This is a genomic window from Streptomyces sodiiphilus (assembly GCF_039529215.1).
Taxonomy (GTDB): Bacteria; Actinomycetota; Actinomycetes; order Streptomycetales; family Streptomycetaceae; genus Streptomyces; species Streptomyces sodiiphilus.
This window is the reverse complement of the sequence record NZ_BAAAMJ010000032.1, coordinates 161,871-176,775: the sequence shown is the minus strand read 5'-3', so window position 1 is coordinate 176,775 and position 14,905 is coordinate 161,871. Positions and strand designations below refer to the sequence as shown.

The 14,905-nt window shown below is 69.9% G+C and carries 15 protein-coding genes; 5 read left to right on the top strand and 10 right to left on the bottom strand.

From position 1 onward, the window contains the following. Positions 1–45 precede the first annotated feature (45 nt). Complete coding sequence (locus ABD299_RS16845) at positions 46–1,233, top strand: aminotransferase class I/II-fold pyridoxal phosphate-dependent enzyme (protein WP_344263187.1); 1,188 nt, start codon at positions 46–48, stop codon at positions 1,231–1,233. Positions 1,234–1,301: 68 nt separating this feature from the next. Here the strand turns inward: ABD299_RS16845 and ABD299_RS16840 are convergent, their stop codons facing one another. Further along, on the bottom strand, positions 1,302–1,664 hold the full coding sequence (locus ABD299_RS16840) for a YciI family protein (protein WP_344263185.1): 363 nt from the start codon (positions 1,662–1,664) through the stop codon (positions 1,302–1,304). Positions 1,665–1,807: 143 nt separating this feature from the next. Next, positions 1,808–2,404, bottom strand: coding sequence for a TetR/AcrR family transcriptional regulator (locus ABD299_RS16835; protein WP_344263182.1), 597 nt, complete (start codon positions 2,402–2,404; stop codon positions 1,808–1,810). A gap of 70 nt (positions 2,405–2,474) precedes the next feature. On the opposite strand from ABD299_RS16835, the gene ABD299_RS16830 reads away from it, so the two are divergent. The 3 genes from ABD299_RS16830 (at position 2,475) to ABD299_RS16820 (ending at position 5,226) form a co-directional block, all read left to right on the top strand. After that, positions 2,475–3,368 carry an NADP-dependent oxidoreductase gene (locus ABD299_RS16830; protein WP_344263180.1) on the top strand — a complete coding sequence of 298 codons (894 nt, stop codon included), beginning with the start codon at positions 2,475–2,477 and terminating at the stop codon, positions 3,366–3,368. A gap of 266 nt (positions 3,369–3,634) precedes the next feature. Next, positions 3,635–4,387 (top strand): DUF6879 family protein, encoded by a 753-nt coding sequence (locus tag ABD299_RS16825; protein WP_344263177.1) that lies wholly within the window; start codon positions 3,635–3,637, stop codon positions 4,385–4,387. Continuing rightward, on the top strand, positions 4,384–5,226 hold the full coding sequence (locus tag ABD299_RS16820) for a helix-turn-helix domain-containing protein (protein WP_344263174.1): 843 nt from the start codon (positions 4,384–4,386) through the stop codon (positions 5,224–5,226). Before ABD299_RS16825 ends, ABD299_RS16820 begins: the two co-directional genes overlap by 4 nt. Positions 5,227–5,239: 13 nt before the next feature. Here the strand turns inward: ABD299_RS16820 and ABD299_RS16815 are convergent, their stop codons facing one another. Together ABD299_RS16815 and ABD299_RS16810 are read right to left on the bottom strand one after the other, a co-directional pair. After that, positions 5,240–5,680 carry a hypothetical protein gene (locus ABD299_RS16815; RefSeq protein WP_344263172.1) on the bottom strand — a complete coding sequence of 147 codons (441 nt, stop codon included), beginning with the start codon at positions 5,678–5,680 and terminating at the stop codon, positions 5,240–5,242. Between the two features lie 80 nt (positions 5,681–5,760). Beyond that, a complete protein-coding gene (locus ABD299_RS16810; protein WP_344263170.1) occupies positions 5,761–7,812 on the bottom strand; it encodes a hypothetical protein in 2,052 nt (683 codons plus the stop codon). A 264-nt stretch (positions 7,813–8,076) separates the two neighbouring features. Between ABD299_RS16810 and ABD299_RS16805 the strand changes: the two genes are divergently transcribed. Next, the gene (locus tag ABD299_RS16805) at positions 8,077–8,682 is read left to right on the top strand and encodes a GNAT family N-acetyltransferase (protein ID WP_344263168.1); all 606 of its coding nucleotides are present in this window, start codon (positions 8,077–8,079) and stop codon (positions 8,680–8,682) included. A gap of 61 nt (positions 8,683–8,743) precedes the next feature. On the opposite strand, the gene ABD299_RS16800 is transcribed toward ABD299_RS16805, so the two are convergent. The 6 genes from ABD299_RS16800 to ABD299_RS16775 all read right to left on the bottom strand — a co-directional run bounded on the left by ABD299_RS16800 (position 8,744) and on the right by ABD299_RS16775 (position 14,898). Further along, positions 8,744–9,085 (bottom strand): rhodanese-like domain-containing protein, encoded by a 342-nt coding sequence (locus ABD299_RS16800; protein WP_344263166.1) that lies wholly within the window; start codon positions 9,083–9,085, stop codon positions 8,744–8,746. 81 nt (positions 9,086–9,166) lie between these two features. Beyond that, on the bottom strand, positions 9,167–10,018 hold the full coding sequence (locus ABD299_RS16795; protein WP_344263165.1) for a hypothetical protein: 852 nt from the start codon (positions 10,016–10,018) through the stop codon (positions 9,167–9,169). 90 nt (positions 10,019–10,108) lie between these two features. Next, positions 10,109–11,314 (bottom strand): type III polyketide synthase, encoded by a 1,206-nt coding sequence (locus ABD299_RS16790; protein WP_425581351.1) that lies wholly within the window; start codon positions 11,312–11,314, stop codon positions 10,109–10,111. 16 nt (positions 11,315–11,330) lie between these two features. Further along, complete coding sequence (locus tag ABD299_RS16785) at positions 11,331–12,539, bottom strand: cytochrome P450 (protein ID WP_344263161.1); 1,209 nt, start codon at positions 12,537–12,539, stop codon at positions 11,331–11,333. 260 nt (positions 12,540–12,799) lie between these two features. Further along, positions 12,800–14,005: a serine hydrolase domain-containing protein gene (locus ABD299_RS16780; protein ID WP_344263159.1), complete on the bottom strand. Its 1,206-nt coding sequence runs from the start codon at positions 14,003–14,005 to the stop codon at positions 12,800–12,802. Between the two features lie 344 nt (positions 14,006–14,349). Continuing rightward, positions 14,350–14,898: a hypothetical protein gene (locus tag ABD299_RS16775; RefSeq protein WP_344263157.1), complete on the bottom strand. Its 549-nt coding sequence runs from the start codon at positions 14,896–14,898 to the stop codon at positions 14,350–14,352. Between the last annotated feature and the right edge of the window lie 7 nt (positions 14,899–14,905).

The following is a 14,905-nucleotide window of genomic DNA, read 5'->3' as shown; positions in this document are numbered from 1 at the left end:
CCGGTCCCCGCCCGCCACCGCACCGACCCCCGTGAGCCGCCGCCCATGACCGCCCAGCCGCAGCAGCCCGCCCCGGGCAGCGAGAGCAGCCCCATCCCCACCTCGATCTTCACCGAGATGACCGAGCTGGCCCGCCGCACCGGAGCCGTCAACCTCGGCCAGGGCGTCCCCGAACTCGACGGCCCGGAGCAGCTGCTGCGGGACGTCGCCGACGCCGTGCTGGCCGGCCACAACCAGTACCCGCCCGCCTACGGCCTACCGGAACTCCGGCAGGCCGTCGCCGCCCACCAGCGGCGCCGCTACGGCCTGGCCCTCGACCCCGACGGCGAGGTCCTGGTCACCACCGGCGCCACCGAGGCCCTGGCCGCCGCCCTGCTGGCGCTGACCGGCCCCGGCGACGAAGTGCTCACCCTCGACCCCTGCTACGACGCCTACCCGGCCGGCGCCCGCCTCAGCGGAGCCACCCTCACCACCGCGCCGCTGGCCATGGACGGCGACAGCTTCTCCCTGGACCCCGACGCGCTGCGGGCGGCCGTCACACCCCGCACCCGCGTCCTGCTGCTCAACACCCCGCACAACCCCACCGGCGCCGTCTTCACCCTCGCCGAACTCACCGCCGTCGCCGAGCTGTGCGTCGAGCGGGACCTCACCGTCATCACCGACGAGGTCTACGAGCACCTCGTCTACGACGACACCCCGCACATCCCGCTGGCCACCCTGCCCGGCATGCGCGAACGCACCCTGACCGTCTCCTCGGCCGGCAAGACCTTCAACGTCACCGGCTGGAAGGTCGGCTGGATCAGCGGCCCGGCACACCTGGTCGCCGCCGTCACCTCCGTCAAGCAGTTCCTCACCTACGCCTCCGGCACTCCCTACCAGGCCGCGCTGGCCCGCGCCCTGGACGGCGTCGAGGACTGGGCCGCCGGGCTGCGCGCCACCCTGCGCGGCAACCGCGAACTGCTGAGCACCGGCCTGACCACGGCGGGCCTGCGCCCCTGGCGCGCCGAGGCCGGCTACTTCCTCCAGGCCGACGTCCGCCCCTGGGGCTTCGACGACGGCCACCGCTTCTGCCGCGAACTGCCCGGCATCGCGGGCGTGGTGGCCATCCCCACCAGCGCCTTCCGCCAGGGCCCGGACCCCGCCCCCTGGCTGGTCCGCTTCTCCTTCTGCCGCCGCCCCGAATCCCTGAGCCGGGCCGCCGACCGCCTCACCGCCGCCGCCCGCCCCCGCTGAACCGGCACCCGGGCCGGGCGGGGGACAGGACGGGGTGCGGCGGCCGGACGGGCGGTCCGGACCGCGGATCAGTCCTCGGGCATCTCCATGATCTCGCGGACCTCGGCGGTGATGGTCCACTCCTCCTCGTGCACCTCCAGGAACCTTTGGGCCCACTTCACCGCCTCGGCCTTGTTCTCGGCACGGACGATGGAGTAGCCCCCGACGACCTCCTTGCTCTCCGCGAACGGCCCGTCGGTCCGGCTCAGCTTGCCGCCCGACCAGGTGAGCCGCGTCCCCTCCGAGCTCGGGGTCAGCCCAGCCGTCTCCACCATCACCCCCGCCTCGGTGATCTCCTCGAACAGCGCCCCCATCCGCTGCTCCAGCTCCGGGCTCGGCCCCGCCGGGGAGTTCTTCTCGTCGAGACGGATCATCGTCAGGTAACGCGGCATGCCATCGCTCCTCAGCGACACGGACGGGACCTCTCCCCGCCCTCTCACCCCCACGTCGAACGGCACAGCCGGAAATCGACACTCTTCGCAGGCGAACTTCGCCATTTCCGGAGGGCTCGGTGGCATCGGTCAGGCAGTCGCCTTCACGTCGCTCGCGCACGGCCGGAAGGGCCGGCGGCCTCCCAGGCCGCCTCGATCATCAGGAAGACCTCGTCGACCGCGGCCTGAGGGTCGCGCGCCTCACGGGCCAGCGCGTAGGCGTCGGTCACGAACCTCGCGATCGCCCGGCAGGCCGTCGTGGTCTGCGGCAGCCCGAGATCACCGGCGATGGCCGCTGCCAGCGACTCCGCGTGGCGCAGCCTCATCGCCCCCTCGTACTCCCGCAGGGCGGGTGACGCATCGATCATGCGCCAGACCGGGGCGGCGCTGTCTCCCGTGCAATGCCGCACCAGGGCCCGGATCTCGCGGCGCAGCGAAGCGATGAGGGGCTCGTCCGGCGCCCGGCCGGTGACCGCCTGTGCGAGGCGCTGCTCGAAGTCGCCGTCCGCCTCGAACACCAGGGCCTCTTTCGAGGCGAAGTGGGAGAAGACGGTGGTGACGGCCACGTCCGCCTCCTCGGCCACGTCACGGATGCCCACCGCGTCGTACCCGCGTTCCAGGAAGAGACGGAGGGCGGTGTCGGCGATCTTCCGGCGGGTGGCGGCCTTCTTGCGCTCGCGGCGTCCGGTAGGCACGGTCATGCCCGCACACTACCAGCCACAGAAACAGAACAGCCCCAAAAAGCTAACCGTTAGTGCTACGGTCGGCGGCATGAAGAAAGTGAGCTTCGCCGAGTTCGGCGGTCCGGACGTGCTGCGACTCGTGGACGCCGAGGAGCCCCACGCGGGCCCCGGCCGGATACGCATCGCTGTGCGGGCGGCGGGCGTGAACCCCGTCGACTGGAGGATCCGTGCAGGCCAGTTCCGGGAGATCCAGCCGACCCGGCTGCCCGCCGGAGTCGGCCAGGACGCCTCCGGGGCGGTGGACGAGGTCGGAGAGGGCGTCGACGGGGTCGAGGTCGGCGACCACGTGTTCGGCGCGGGATCGAGCACCTATGCCGAGTTCGCGGTGCTGTCGGCCTGGACCCGCATGCCCGAGGGCCTGACGTTCGAGGAGGCGGCCGGGTACCCCTCCGTGATGGAGACCGCGCTGCGCATCATCCGCGAGTCCGGTGTGCGGTCCGGGCAGACACTGCTGGTCAACGGTGCGTCCGGGGGAGTCGGATCGGCGGTGCTGCAGATCGCCCGCGACCGCGGCATCTCGGTGATCGGCACGGCCGGGGCCGCGAACCAGGACTATCTGCGCGGCCTGGGCGCCGCCGCCACGACGTACGACGAGGGCTGGGTCGAACGGGTGCGGTTGCTCGGCCGGGTCGACGCGGCACTCGACGTGGCCGGATCAGGTGTGCTCCGCGAGCTCGTCGAGCTGACCGGAGATCCGCGGAAGGTGATCTCCATCGCCGACCCCGCCGCGCAGGAGGTCGGTGTCCGGTTCTCCGGCGTGGCCGGGAGCATACCGGAAGCACTCGCCGAGGCCGCCCGCCTCATCGCCGAGGGAAAACTCCACATCCCGGTCGAGAAGTCGTACGCGCTCGCCGAGGCCGCGGCGGCGCACACCGACAGCCAGGCCGGTCACACACGCGGACGCCGGGTCATGGTCGTCTGAGCCGTTCGCTTCACGCAGGGACAACGAGGTCGATCACGGCGTCGGTTGAGAACCGTGCGGTCCCCGGCCTCCCCAGCGGCGCATCACCGCCCCGCTGGGTGCTCCTGGACGTGCCGTGCCCTGCCTCGCACGCCCCTTCCTCACCCGCGCGCCCCCACGGGCGGGTGAGGCGGGCCGGGCCGTGCGAATAATCGAGAATCACGGCCCCTCGGAGAACGGTCCCGGCAGCATCCTGCTGTCGGGACCACCATCGGAGGGGATCGGCTGTGGCGAGAAGGCTGCGTGTGCTCGGAAGCACCTCCGGCGTCGGCGACTGCCCCACCCTGTACGAGGACCTCGACACCGGCGAGATCATCGTGCAGGGCGACACCGTGAACGACCCCGCCGACATGGCGCAGCTCAAGTACATCCGGGACGGAGAGGCGTTCGTCGTCGTCCCCCGGGAACTGCTCGTCGACTTCGCTCCCCGGGACGGCACGCGGGTACCGGATTTCGTACCCCAGTCCAAGATCAACGAATTCATCAACGACGGCTTCGAGCACACCGCCTGGCGGTTCGAGACCCGCAGGGGCTACGCCTCGGACCAGGCCACGCCCTCCTACCGGGAGTTCCTGCGCACCGGCGACACGGCCGGCGAGACCGGCCACCCGTGGTTCTCGAACGTGCGCCGCATGACGGGCAACGGGAAGCGCTTCGAGCGGGTGAGACTGGTGGACAACCCGCCCACGGAGAACCAGCGTTACCTGCTGGCCTGCGCACGGACCAACGTCGCGGCGGGCGAGGACATCCGCTACCTGTGGCGCTCGGATGCCGAACGACACGGCCTGCCGCTCTCCGACTTCTGGCTCTTCGACTCCCGGGCGGTCGCCCGGTTCCACTTCGACGGCGAGCAGACCATCGGCATGGAGATCGTCACCGACCCCGGGGAAGTCCTGCGTGCCTGCCAGCTCCGCGACGCGGCCTGGCATCACGCCACTCCCTATGAGTCGTTCAGAACCCGGGTAGCTTCGCTGACGTGAGCACCGACTTCCGGGAAGCCCGGATATCCCTCGGCCTGCGCCTGCGCGAGCTGCGCACCGAGGGAGGGCTGACCGGCAGAGCGCTGGCCGGCCGGCTGGGGTGGCCCCAGTCGAAGATCAGCAAGCTGGAGAACGGCAGACAGACCCCCACTCCCGAGGACCTGCGCGCCTGGGCGGAGGCCACGGGCTCACCCGAAGCGGCAGCCGAACTGGCCGGCCGGCTGCGCGGCCTGGAGACCCAGTACCGGTCCTGGCGCCGGCAGTTGTCCGGTGGCTACCGCGCCGTCCAGGACACCCACCGGCTCGAAGGCAGCCGGACCCGCGACCGGCGCAGTCTCGACCCGTCCCTCATACCCGGCCTGCTGCAGACCCCCGCCTACGCGCACGCCGTGCTCCGGCGGTTCGCCGCGATCCACTCCGCGCCGGACGATGTCACCGCCGCAGTGCGCGCGCGCCTCCAGCGCCAGGAGGTGCTGAGCGACCGCACCCGCTCCTTCCACTTCCTCCTCTGGGAGGGCGCGCTGCGCTCCCGCCCGTGCCCGCCCGAAGCGCTCCGGGAACAGCTCGACCACATATGCCAGTTCCTCGCCTCGGCCCACGTCAGGCTGGGCGTCGTTCCCTTCGGGGCCGAACTGGAACTGCCCCCGCTCTCGGGGTTCTCCCTGCACGACGACCGGCTGGTGATCACGGAAGCCTGGCACGCGGAGATGTGGCTCGACGACCCCGCCGACGTGCGCCTCTACCGCCGTGTCTGGGATGCCTGCCACCGCACAGCCGTCCACGGCGCCGAGGCCCACCGCCTGATCATCCGAGCCCGCAGAGCCCTCCTCCCCGAGTAACTTCCGCCGGAAGTCAGCACCCTGCGTCCTGCCGCGACTGCGGGAAGTACTCGCGCGCGAACGCCTCCAGCGCCACCCTGTTGCTGTCCACATCATCCGGGTCCCGGTTCTTCACCAGGATGTCCACGCTGTAGGACGCCCCCTCCTTGTACCCGGGGCACGCAGCGAGAACAGCGATGCCGTGATCCCCCACCACAGCACTGTCACCGATGTCCAGCCGCCGGGGATCACCGAACATCATCTGCCAGTGCTCCGTCGCCAACTCCATCGGATCCAGGGGCGTCGTTTGCATCTGCATTTCTATGTACAGCACCACGACCCCGTCGACCAGGACACGGCAGACCGTCTTGGGCCAGCCCTGCCTTTCCCGCAGATCCTCTGCGATCTCCCCCGGAGGAATGAGATCGGCTGTAAGGTCGGACGTCACATGCGTGCCGCACAGAGAGTCAGGCACCTCACGTCCCTGCGTGGACTGGCATCCGGCCAGAACCAAAGCAAGAAGACCTATGGCAGTCACGCTACGGATAGACATGTTCACATTTTTTCCTTCCGGGCGGCCGCATTACCCAGAAGAGCATCAGCAGAAATAACCGACTGCCACTCACGAAGGATCTCTTCCCCCTCTTGCCACCCCAGATGAGATTTTGACCATTCTTTCACGATCGCATCGAGCTGCCCCCTCCGCGCATCGAACTCAACGGTGTGTTGATCACTCCGCTCTTCGTCACGCCTGGCGACTTCCTCATCAAGCCAAGCCGTGGTGAGCATGTCAACGCCCCGTTGAATGATGTCCCCCCATGTCGGGACGAAGGTAACCACCGAGCCGATTCCATGATAGAAACCGTGCTTCGTCCAGGTGGGATCCTTCTCGTTCTGCTCAAGAGCCTCGTAGCGCACCTGCTCCAAGAATCCAACCGAGGCCCCCGCTTCACGAAGGCTTTTCTCCGGACCATTCTTGGCCGGATCGCCCAGCTCCCCCTGGTCAGGGTCCCGCACTCGCTCCAGAATCTCCAGGTTCACCCCTTCGTTCAAGATCCTGTATGCGATCGGGTCCCTGGAAACCTGGACCATCACATCCTTCAACTCGTAGTATTCGAGTTCACTGCTGCGCGGGTTCAGCACACTGATCGAATCAAACACTTCCTCACCGCGATAGGCCAGCACCCGAGCTACGGGCTCCCGGAGTTCAGGAGGGAAGTCCTTCCCGGACGGCGCGAGGAGGGAGAGTGTTCTCTCGAAAAGCTCCCGGTGCTCAGGACCGGGCTCGACCCGGTTCTCGCCCAGAGAGTCCGCCGGGCTCAGTCCGGTCGTCGCAGCGTACAGAGCCTCACCGACCGCATGGCGCGAGGCGAGCCCACCGCTCTCGGCCTGTTCATAAGTCAGTTCACCCAGCTCCCGGCTCAACAAGAAGTAATCGGCGAAATCCTCCGGGTGCCTGGCACTGAAGAACGAGGTGGCCGCTTCCGGATCGCGACTCAGCGCTGCCATGAAACCTGTTACCGGGTCGTGGGGGAACTTCCCCTGATCCAGGGCAAGAAATGCATCAGGCCCATAGGGGTCTCCCAGCCGCAAGGATGCCGGGTCGCCCCAGAGCGTACCGACCTCGTCCCATTCACGCTCGACGGAAACCAAACCAGCTCCGTAGTCCTGGAGGAACCGACCGTCCCACTCACCGTGAAGCATCAGACTGCTCATGACCTGAAATCCGTAGGGCCCTCCCTGCACACTCGGGTCACGCCGGGCACCCAATCCAATGATCTCTTCTTTCCACACGCTCATGGCAGCAGAGTCGCTCCGGGTCGCCAAACCCAGCGTCGTACCCAGATGTTCGTGCAGATCGCCCAGCATTTCCACACGTTCAGGACTGGCACCTTGACTCCTGCGGGCATCCATCAGTTCGCCCCAGAAAGCAAGTGTTCCCTCCGGCCCCATCCCCAGCGCCAGAGCTTCGGAAAAATCAGGATCATGACTCCATTGATGCACATAGTCACAGAGATCCGCCAGACCGGCATCAGTCAGATGCTGACCACTCTCGATCAGGTCGATTACATCCGCAGCCGCCATACTCGCGCCGCTTCCCAAGGCATCACGGGCGTCGTCGATGCCGTCGAAGGAATGGCCTGTGAAGTGGTCCTCGTCTTCCCCGGCCAGATGCATCAGAGCGCGAGCGTGGTCGGAGTCGGCCGTTTCGGCAGCAAGCAGAATCTCCCTCATTCGCACAACTATCGCCTCAGCGGCCTCGGGGTTGCCCGACGGCTCCCGGGCAGGCAACCGGCCGGCCCACGCCGGCTGCGGGCGGTTCTGCGGAGACGTCTCCAGATAGTCCGGGGCATAAGGGCCCTGCTCCTGGGGGATAACGGTCCCGTCCCTCTGGATGTACAGGCCGTGGCCGCGGGCTTCCTCTGCCAGCTCGTGAAGTCGCCGCTTCTGCGCCTCCAAGGTGTCATGCAAGTCCCGCAGGATGTTGTGCATGCTCTGGGCCTGGCTATGGGCGGCAGCGAACCGGTTCGCAGCGGTGAGGATGAACGCTCTGGACACCTCGGCGTTCTCTCCCCGCCAGCGGGCAGCCAGCGTCTTCGCCCGCATGCCCGTGCGAGCCTCCTCAGCCTGCGACTTGAGGTCCCTGGCCACCTCCTCCCATGCCAGTACGGCAGCAGCGAGATTCCCCAATCGCAGGTGGCAGAGCCCTTCATAGCTCAGCGACATCACACGCCCCCCAGTACGCTCGCCCAGCGCCGCGACCGCGGAACCGAGCCCTTGGTGAGGAGCCTCGGTGGCACGGTCCGCAGCGGCCGGTCATCCGACCAGCGGTAAGTGTCCCACGGCGCACCGTGAGGGATGATGCGGCGCATGCCCTGTGCCATACCGTTCACCGTCCCCGCCGGCAGCCTCTCCTCGGGCGCGCAGCCTTCGATCGCCTCGCGGGACGGCTCTCTCGTTCTGCGGCCGTGGCGGGCGGGGGACGCGCCCGTGCTGGTGCGCGCCTTCCAGGACCCGGGGATCGGGCGCTGGCACATGCGCCAGGTGGCGACACCGGAGGAGGCCCGCCGGTGGATCACGGACTCCGCCGGGCACTGGGAGGCCGAGCGGGCCGCCCAGTGGGCCATCACGCGGGGCGACGACGTGGACGGCGAGGTGCTCGGCCGGATGTCGCTGCGCTGGATGGACCTCCTGCACGGGGCCGCCGAATGCGCGTACTGGGTGCTGCCGGAAGCCCGTGGCACCGGCGTCGCCACCCGGGCGCTGCGGGCGCTGGCCGGCTGGGCCCTGGACGACATCGGGTTCCGGCGGCTCGAACTCGCGCACTCGGTCCACAACGAGGCGTCCTGCCGGGTGGCCGTGAAGTCCGGCTTCGTTCAGGAGGGCGTCCGGCGCAGCGCCATGGTGCACGCCGACGGCCGGCACGACATGCACCTCCACGCACGCATCCCCACCGATCCCTGCCCCGCGCCGTGAGCGGACCGCACCGACCGGGCCCTGTTCCGCCAACCCGCCCGTCGGAACAGGGCCCGGTTCCTCAGGCCACGAAGGGGGAGTCGGTGGTGTCGCTGGTCAGGGGGCGGCCGGCGGACTGCCAGGCCTGCATGCCGCCGTCGACGTTCACCGCGTCCAGACCCTGCTGCACCAGGTAGGCGGTGACCTGGGCGGAACGCCCGCCGACCTTGCACAGCACATACACGCGGCGGTCGGCGGCCCGCTCGGTGATCTCGCCGAAGCGCAGGACGACCTGGCCCATCGGAATGTGCAGCGCGCCGTCGGCGTGCCCGGCCGCCCACTCGTCGTCCTCCCGGACGTCCAGCAGAAAGGCGCCGTCGGGGATGCCGTCGACGGTGACAGAGGGATACTGCGCGAAGTTCATGCCGCCGACCCTAGGGCAGACGGCGACTCTGATCATCCCGGGCGGCCTGTTCCCGCCACGTGCCGTCGGCGGCGGGCGCGGTCAGCCCGCCAGCAGCTCGGCGAGCTGCCGCTCGCGCTCGTCGATCTGGGTGCGCAGCCCGGCGGCGACCTCCTCCAGCAGGCCGTCCGGGTCGTCGGGGGCCATCCGCAGCATGGCCGCGATCGCACTGTCCTCCAGCGCGCCCGCGGCCTCCGTCAGCAGCTCCTTGCGGCGGGCCAGCCACTCCAGCCGGGCGAACAGCTCCTCGCCGCGGGCCGGCCGCGGCTGCTCCGGGGCCGGCCCCGCCTCCCACTCCGCGAGCAGCTCCCGCAGCTCCTCGGCGTCACCGCGCGAGTAGGCGAGATTGACGCGGGCGATGAACGCTCCGCGCCGGTCGCGCTCGGCGTCCGTACGGGCCAGGTCCGGGTGGGCCTTGCGGGCCAGCTCTCGGAACAGCTTGCGGGCATCCTCGCCCGGCCGCACCCGCGGCGGCGACTGCACGGACCGCTCACTGAGCATCGCGGCGGCCTCCTGCGACATGCCGTCGGAGTCCAGCCAGCCCTCGAAGAGGGCGGAGACGCTCGGCATCGGCGACACCAGCGCCCGGGCCTCCTTGGCGCGGCGCCGGTCCTCCGGGTCGCCGGTGCGGTCGGCCTGCGCCTCGGCGATCCGGGCGTCCAGCTCCTCCAGCCGGGCGTAGAGCGGGCCGAGCCGCTCCTCGTGCAGCCGGGAGAAGTTCTCCACCTCGACCCGGAACGTCTCCACGGCGATCTCGAACTCGATCAGCGCGTTCTCGGCCGCCCGCACGGCCTTCTCCAGCCGTTCGGTCCCGGCTCCGGCGGCTGACTGCCCGCCGGTCTCCTGCCCGTCCGTGTCCTGCTCCCCGGTCTGCCGGTCCTGCGGTGTCGTCACACTCGCAAGCCTACGGGCGGCGGGGGCGCCGGGCCGAACCAAGGGGGCGCGGACACCGCGGACAGCGGGCTCCGCCCGCCCCGGCCCGGGTCACCGGGGAGGGGAGGGGGCCGGGATCGGGATGGACGAAGGCCGGTCCGCCGAAACGTTTCCCGGGGCCGGACCGCCCTCCGGTGCCACCGGGGACCCGGCGGGCCCGTCGGCCCGCTCCACGACGGCGCGGGTGGCGGTGTCCGGCGCGTCCCCGGGGCCCGCGGACCAGCTGCCCAGGGCGATCTCCGCGGTGATGCCGGGACCGAAACCGGCGACCAGTCCGCGGGCGCCGTCCGGCAGCCTGCCCTTGGCGAACAGCCGGTCCAGGGCGTCGAACACCACCGAACTGGCGATGTTGCCGCGCTCGGTGAGCGTCGCCCGGCTGAACCGGAACATCGACGGTTCCACCTCCAGGAACCGGCACAGGTCGTCCAGGATGCGCGGGCCGCCCGCATGCACGATGTAGAAGTCGAGAGCCGACACGTCCCACCGGTGCTCCTGCGACAGCGACCGCAGGGCGGGGGCCAGCATCTCCATGGTGGCCGGCACCCGCTTGTCCAGCAGGAAGTGGAAGCCGGTGGCCCGTACCCCGTAGGAGATCCAGCTCTCGGTGTCCGGCACCAGGTGCGAGCCGTTGCGCTCCAGCCGCATGCCCTCGCCGCCGCGGCCGCGCACCACCGCGCAGGAGATCGCGTCGCCGAAGAGCCCGTTGGACAGCAGCGAACCGACCTCCAGATCGGTGGGCTGGTAGCACAGCGAGCAGAACTCGCACGACACGATCAGGACGTTGGCCTCCGGGTAGGCCAGGCAGAAGTCGTGCGCCCGGCCGATCGCCGCACCGCCGGCGGCACAGCCGAGCTGGGCGACCGGGAGCTGCCGGGTGTCGCCGCGGAACCCCATGGTGTTGATCAGCCAGGCCGTGAGCGACGGCATCATGAAGCCCGTGCAGGAGACGTAGATGATCAGGTCGATGTCGCGCCGCTCCAGCCCGGCGTTGAGCAGCGCCCTGCTGACCACCGGCGGCACCCGCGCCTTCGCCTCTGCCTCGTAGAGAGCGTTGCGCCGCTCGAAACCCGGGTGCCGCAGCGTCTCCTCGACGGGCTGGACGATGTGCCGGGTGCGCACCCCGGTGTTCTCGATCAGCCGCAGCACCAGGGGCAGCTGTGAATGTCCGGCGTGCAGATCGCGCGCCATGTCCAGGGTCTGCTCCATCGTGATCACGTGTTCCGGCACGTCCACGGCCGGCCTGCACAGTGTCGCCATCCCCCTCACCTCCCGGTCACCACGCGACCGGGAGCGCGTGCGGATACCGCCAGATCGAGCTGGTGTTCCACTCCACCTGCTCGGGCGGGACAGCGAGCCGCAGGCCGGGGAAGCGGGACAGCAGCGAGCCGATCGCCACCTGGAGCTCCATCCGGGCCAGGTGCGAGCCGATGCAGTGGTGCGTCCCCCAGCCGAACGTCATGTGCTGGGCGGCCCCCTCGCGGTCCAGCAGCAGCTCGTCGGGCTGGTCGAACGCCCCGTCGTCCCGGTTGGCCGTGAGGTAGGAGACATGCACGGTGTCCCCCTCGCGGATCATCACTCCGCCGATCTCCACGTCCTCGGTGGCGATCCTCGGGATGCCCACGCCCTTGCGGAACGGGATGAACCGCAGCAGCTCCTCGATGGCGTCCGGCAGCAGCTCGGGCTGCGCCCGCAGCTTCGCGAGCTGCTCGGGATGGGTGAGCAGGGTGTAGGTCATGTTGCTGATCTGGTAGGTGCTGGTGTCGTGGCCGGTGACCAGCAGCACCATGCCCATGACGGCCAGTTCCCGGTCGTCCAGCAGCTCCTCGCCGTCCCTGGCCAGAGCGAGCCGGCTGAGCAGATCCTCGCCGGGGGAGCGGCGGCGCTTTGCGGTCAGCTCGGTGAAGTAGGCGCGCAGCTCGGCCTTGGCCTGCGCCTGGGCGTCCCGGTTGCCCGCCCCGAAGGACATCAGCGCCACCGCACGGCGACGCAGCTCGGGCCGGTCGTCCTCGGGGATGTCCAGCAGTTCGCAGATGGTGGTCATCGGAAGGCGGTCGGCCAGGTGGCGGACGATGTCCGCTGGGGGGCCGTGTTCCTCCATGCCGTCCAGCAGGCCGTCGACGATCCGCTGGGTGGCCGGCCGCAGTTCCTCGACCTGCCGGTTGGTGAAGCCCTTGGAGACCAGCCGGCGCAGCCTGCTGTACTCCGGTGGGTCCATCACGTTGATCGCCTCGTCCTGAACGATCGGTTCCGGGGTCATCCGGGGGAAGTTGCGCCCGATCACCGCCGCGCGGCTGAACCGGCGGTCGGTGGTGACCGCGCGCACGTCCTCGTAGCGGGTGGCCAGCCAGGCGACGCCTTCACCGAAGGGGAGCTGGATCCGGGAGAGCGGCGCCTCGGTCATCAGCTGTCTCAGCTGGGGATCGAACTCCAGGCCCTCGACGTGCGTGAACGTACAGGCCCGCACGGGATCGGCACTGCTCATACCGGCTCCCCTCCCTCGGCGGTCGCCCGGCGACCGCCTCAAGTCGACGCTGGATGGCCGGTTTGTCCCCAACGTCCGGGCACGTCATGTGTCCCGCAGAGTGAATTAACTCGTTCGTGGAGACCAAGGGTGATGTGACCATCACCCTGAGTCCTGCCATGGCGGAGGCGCGGTGCGCTGCGGCACCGGTCAGGGCCAGGGCTCCGTACGGAAGGAACCGGAGCGGAGCGCCTGCGGGCCCGGACCGGGCGGGTGGCGCGTCAGTCGTCCACGGCCTGGTAGGCGCAGGTCCAGAAGTCGGCCTCCACCGGGGACAGTTCTGCCCCTTCCATGCACTGGGTGAGGAGGACGCCCGTCATCTCCTCGGCCGGGTCGGAGTACCAGGAGGTGCCGAGCCCGCCGTTCCATCCGAACTGTCCCGGTACGGTCCCCACCTGGTCGCGCCGGGTCACCACGGACATCCCGAGCCCCCAGCCCCGGCTGTCCCAGAACCCTGCCCCGAAGGCCGACCGGGCCTTGTGGGCCGGGGTCAGCTGGTCGGTGGTCATCAGCTCCACGGAGGGCCGCGACAGGACGCGCACCCCGCCGTGCCTGCCGCCGCGCAGCAGCATCTGCCCGAACGCCAGGCAGTCGGCCGCGGTGGAAACCAGTCCGCCGGCGCCGGAGGGGAACACCGGGGGACGGCTCCACTGGCTGTCCTCGACGCCGTCGTAGAGTGCCGGCCCGCCCGTCTCCGGGTCCCTCGCGTAGCTGGTGGTCAGCCGGTCCAGGGCGGAGGGCGGGACGTGGAAGCCGGTGTCGGTCATGCCCAGCGGCTCGAAGAGGCGCTCGCGCAGGAACTCTTCCAGCGGCTGCCCGGAGGCGCGCGCCAGGAGCACGCCCAGCACGTCGAACGCCGTGTGGTACATCCACCGTTCGCCCGGCTGATGCATCAGCGGCAGAGTACCGAACCGTCGCATCCACTCGTCCGGGCCGTGCGGGGTGGCCGGCTTGGGCGGGCCCTGGCACAACTCCAGCTCACCGACGGCCCGCTGGACCGGGTACTGATCGGGTGGCGCGAGAAGGATCCCGAAGCCCATCCGGTGGGTCAGCAGATCGCGCAGGGTGACCGGCCGCAGCGCGGGCTCGGTGTCCCCCAGCGGGCCGTCCGGCCGCAGCATGACCCGGCGGGCCGCCAGTTCGGGCAGCAGCCCGTCCACCGGGTCGTCGAGACGCAGACGGCATTCCTCCACCAGGATCATCGCCGCGACGGCCAGCATCGGCTTCGTCATCGAACTGATCCGGAAAACCGCGTCCTCACGCATCGACCCGCCACCGGCCGCCATCGCGCCCAGCGCCTCCACCCGGACCTCGCCGCGCCGGCAGACCAGCGCCACCAGACCGGGCACCCGGCCACTGTCCACATGCCCCGTCAGTACCCGCCGCATCCGGTCGAGCCTGCCCGGCGACCAGCCACCCGCACCCATCGGCCTCCCCCGTCCCTCCGGTTCGCGAACCTCAAACGATAGAAGCACCGTTCACCGTTCTGCCGCTCGCCACGCGCCCGGTCGCACGCCATCCGGCAACGGCTGGCTCTTCCCGGGGTGAACAGTGGAGGTGGTCAGGTCGCACTCACACGTGGCTCCAGCGCCGGAACGCGCAGGCATCCCACGAGAAGCTGCGCAGACGGGCCTGTTCCACGAGCCACTCGGTGTCACCAAACGTGCGGTTGAGATGACGGCCGAGGACAACGATGGCGACGCTACCTGCCCCAGCCGATTTCAGGGCCGCCGCAGCTGACTGCGCATGGTGGCCGGTGGTCCACGTGTCGTCAATGAGGAGGACGTTCTCCCCACGGAGCACCGACGAGACGTAGCGCGACGGAGGCCGCACGACCGAGCGAGGCCGCGCCGGGTGTGGGCGTGAGCAGATCACGATGCCGGTCACGCGTGATCCCGACGGTGCGGGCCACCATTGTGCGCAATGGATGGTCCTCGCGCTTCCTGGTGCTGGGCACAGTCGTGACGATGCCGAAGCCGGACACATGGCAGCGAGCCGCAGCGCAGCCTTCGTGCAGGCCGAGAAACCGCCACAGGACCGCGGCCAGTCCGGTCCGGAAGTATTGCTGCTGAGCACCCATGGTGTTCTTGTAGCGCCACAGTTCATTGGCGTACTGCTCGTTCTTGAGAGCCAGGCTTACAGGAATCACCGCGTCGGCGGTGCCCGGCCCCAGGACTTCCTTCGCCTCTTTGCACTGCCAGCAGGTGGAGAAGCCCGGCTTCGCCGTACCTCGGCACACCTGGCAAACCCCCGGGCCCGGTGGTAAGGGGTGAACGAGAACGTTCGCGTATCGATCAGTCAACTCGTTGACAGTTGCCATGGAGCTC